The organism is Magnetococcales bacterium (assembly GCA_015228815.1).
In the GTDB taxonomy this organism is placed as follows: Bacteria; Pseudomonadota; Magnetococcia; order Magnetococcales; family UBA8363; genus UBA8363.
On record JADGCV010000092.1, the window covers coordinates 1 to 2,969 of the forward strand.

Genomic DNA, 2,969 nt, shown 5'->3' on the forward strand with positions numbered 1-2,969 from the left:
CGATTGTCAGCGCGGTTGCGCTTTCATTCTTCCAGGCATCGGGAAGATTCTCTGGGAGGATCTCTATGGCGGAAATGTGGAAGGTGTGGTTCGAGATTCCAAGTCCGAGTACAGGTAATCCGATGATGGAAATGGAATGGCTTTCGGCTTGGGCTCTTGTCGAAAATGAGGATGGTACGCGATTCATGGATGGAGTGATGGCTGGAGAGTTTGGGCTTAAGTTGGTATCCCAGATCTCCGGATTCCGGAAATACAAACGCATCGACACGTAAGTCCGATGGGCCGCGCCTGCACGATCTGCCGCCTGAAACGCCGCCGAGAGCTGGAGCGGGACTACACCGCAGGCGTGCCGCTGGTGGAGATCGCCGAGCGGTACCACGTAGGCCGTGACGCGGTGCGTCGTCATCTGGATCAGCATTTCATGGAGCCGGTGGAGGCTCCGATTGATGGCACGGCGTTGCAGGGTCTTGGCGTGATCGAGGAGGCGTTGCAACGGGACATCACGCGGTTGCGTGAGCTGTCAGAACGGGCCCTGCGTGAGGGGGATGCGCGGTTGGCGGGCAATCTGATTGGTCAGGTGTTGCGCGGTCACGAGATTCTGTTGGCCTCCCGTGACCGTCGCCAAGCGACCGTGGCGCGGTTGTGGGTCAGGCACATGGCTAGCCAAAGATGGGGACCGGACGAGAAAATCACTGCGCTGCTGCAAGCGCTTCAGGATGGAACCATACTGGGAGGCGATTTCACGCCTCCCAAACCTGGATGATCAAGCCGCCTCGCCCTGGTGCGTGCGGGGAAATTCCGCGCGGCATTCGGCCAAGAAGAGATCCGGGTTGAAATCAACAATGGGGGCATCGAGACTTTCTTGGATGGCTGCGACCATCCAGGCAGGCAAGATTACGGACCCGTCTGGGGTGGTGAGATAGGGATGATTGTGGTTGGACATGGAGCCCTCTTATCGGTTTTGAATTTTGGCCAAGGTGGCCGCCGCGCCGTTGGCTGTGGCCAGACGTGCGGAGTAGCGCGCCACCATTTCTGGGCTGCGCCATCCACCGGCTTGCATGATTGCTGGTAATTCTATCCCCCCCGCCACCATGTCACAAGCGGCACCCACGCGGGTGGAGTGCGGCGAGTACTCCCCGCCGATCCGCGCGCCCATCCGCTGATAGACGCGCCATGCGCCCATCGTCGAGAGTGGTTTTTCAGTGACCGGATACACCCCCTGATCGATGCCGCAGAATAGCCAGGTTTTGACCCCCGCCATTTTCATCCACGTCTTCACGGCGCGCATGGTATCCGCAGACAAAAATCGCCACGACCCGCGCCGCTCCTGATCGGTCTTGGTTTTCCGCAGCAGCACAATCCCGGTTCCGTCCGGCTGCTCGGACAGCTCCTCGACCTGCAAGGCACGGAGTTCGGAAGAGCGGGCCAGGGTGTCATAGGCCACGCGGATCATGGCCTGATCGCGGATCCGCACCAACGGGGATTCGCGCCCTCGTAGTTCTTCGCCGGTTTCAGCTCGGGTATTCCCCCACGTCCATGCGAGTGCTTGATTCTGTGGGGCAGCCAGACGACGAAAAGCCGCCTTCGCGGCCAATCTCACCTTTTCCTCTTTGGTTGGATCCGTATTCCCGGAGGCGCGTGCGATGATGCGCAGCGAGGCGATGCGACGACGCAGAGACGCCACCGCCCCCACGTACCCATCCAGCCACCCCAGCATAGCATCTGCCGTGATGGGCCACGGATCGACCCCCGCCGCTTGGCACCAGACCGTCCACGCCTTGAGATCCCCTTCCAGGGCTCGGACAGATTCCGGAGCATAGGCGAGGCGCGCACGCTCCCACCAGGATTGCCACGGCGCTGGTAACGCAACCGCACCGCCACCACCAGATTGCACCACGCACGATTCAGCCATTGGGAAAATCCCGTCTCATGCGATCCATCCAGGCGCGCAGGCTGTGACCCGTCCACGGCAGATCGAGCCGGATCAACCCTTCGGCATTCAGGATTTCGGCTCTTTGCGGCCAATGCACCCGACCAGTGATTTGCCGGATACGCGCCGAGACGACCGCATACAGATCGACGGACGGCGTTGCGGCCGCAGACGCGACACCAAGACCGCCGGCCTGCTGCACCGCCTGTTCCAAGGCGGCCAGCCGATTCGCGATCGATTGCCACTGATCCGTCACCTCAACAGCCTGACTCTGGCTCTGGCCTGGATCCAGGCTCATCAGGAATTCCAGATAGGCGGGCACCGTGACCCCTTTTGCACGGGCACGGGATGCCATGGTGCGGCGAGTATCCAGCGACACGCCACGAATGGACCAGATAGCATCCTGATTTTTGATTTCAGCTTTCATCGAACGGACCCTCGAAGATGCGTTGAATGTTTTGGGCCGAATGCAACACACGCAAGATGACAACCCCGCGTCCGTCATCCCTTTTACGATAGATCACCAGATACCGACCGACGGGAAAGCAGAATACGAGACGGGCGATAAAGGCCACCGGTTGTCCAAGATCGGGAAACAACTCCAAGCGTTTGCAAGTTTCCAGCAAGCGGATGATCCAAGCATCCGCGTTCTTCGGTTGATCTTGGGCGATATAACGACGAATACCGACCAGATCACGTTGCGCATAAATGGAAATTTGAAGAGGCATGGAACACAGTCCGTGGACAATTGAACCGCCGATGATGATTACTTGTACCACAAACCCAATGGAAACACAAGAACAAACTCAAAAAAATACAAAAAAATCAATTGAAAACTCACACGATGCAATGTAAACAATCGAAAAAAATGGAGCTGACGGGGTGTAGCCGCAGCGCAGCTGCGGCGGAACCTCGGCAGCCAAGCCGCCGACAGGCGGCGCACCCGGCCGCGCCGCACCTGCCGCGCCAACACGGCATCCTCCTGGTCCTCGACAACGTTTTCTGCACCCCCTGCCTGCAAACCCCTCTGGCCCTCGGC

The 2,969-nt window shown here is 59.4% G+C and carries 6 protein-coding genes; 2 read left to right on the forward strand and 4 right to left on the reverse strand.

Annotation, left to right across the window (positions count from 1 at the left end):
- Positions 1–65: 65 nt before the first annotated feature.
- Entirely contained in the window at positions 66–272 is a 207-nt protein-coding gene (locus tag HQL76_18110; GenBank protein ID MBF0111084.1) for a hypothetical protein, read from the forward strand.
- Positions 273–346: 74 nt separating this feature from the next.
- Positions 347–763 (forward strand): hypothetical protein, encoded by a 417-nt coding sequence (locus HQL76_18115; GenBank protein ID MBF0111085.1) that lies wholly within the window; start codon positions 347–349, stop codon positions 761–763.
- Here HQL76_18115 and HQL76_18120 read toward each other — a convergent pair whose 3' ends face one another.
- The 4 genes from HQL76_18120 to HQL76_18135 are packed head-to-tail and all read right to left on the reverse strand — an operon-like array spanning position 764 to position 2,658.
- Positions 764–943 (reverse strand): hypothetical protein, encoded by a 180-nt coding sequence (locus tag HQL76_18120; protein ID MBF0111086.1) that lies wholly within the window; start codon positions 941–943, stop codon positions 764–766. It abuts the gene before it with no gap.
- Between the two features lie 9 nt (positions 944–952).
- Positions 953–1,912 carry a tyrosine-type recombinase/integrase gene (locus tag HQL76_18125; protein MBF0111087.1) on the reverse strand — a complete coding sequence of 320 codons (960 nt, stop codon included), beginning with the start codon at positions 1,910–1,912 and terminating at the stop codon, positions 953–955.
- Positions 1,905–2,357 (reverse strand): hypothetical protein, encoded by a 453-nt coding sequence (locus HQL76_18130; protein MBF0111088.1) that lies wholly within the window; start codon positions 2,355–2,357, stop codon positions 1,905–1,907. The genes HQL76_18125 and HQL76_18130 overlap by 8 nt, the downstream gene beginning before the upstream one ends.
- Positions 2,347–2,658, reverse strand: coding sequence for a type II toxin-antitoxin system RelE/ParE family toxin (locus HQL76_18135; GenBank protein ID MBF0111089.1), 312 nt, complete (start codon positions 2,656–2,658; stop codon positions 2,347–2,349). The genes HQL76_18130 and HQL76_18135 overlap by 11 nt, the downstream gene beginning before the upstream one ends.
- Positions 2,659–2,969: the final 311 nt, after the last annotated feature.

Excerpts from the sequence above, each read along its gene's own strand:
- HQL76_18110 (MBF0111084.1), top strand. The coding sequence starts at position 66 with ATGGCGGAAATGTGGAAGGTGTGGTTCGAGATTCCAAGTCCGAGTACA.
- HQL76_18120 (MBF0111086.1), bottom strand. The coding sequence starts at position 943 with ATGTCCAACCACAATCATCCCTATCTCACCACCCCAGACGGGTCCGTA.
- HQL76_18125 (MBF0111087.1), bottom strand. The coding sequence starts at position 1,912 with ATGGCTGAATCGTGCGTGGTGCAATCTGGTGGTGGCGGTGCGGTTGCG.
- HQL76_18130 (MBF0111088.1), bottom strand. The coding sequence starts at position 2,357 with ATGAAAGCTGAAATCAAAAATCAGGATGCTATCTGGTCCATTCGTGGC.
- HQL76_18135 (MBF0111089.1), bottom strand. The coding sequence starts at position 2,658 with ATGCCTCTTCAAATTTCCATTTATGCGCAACGTGATCTGGTCGGTATT.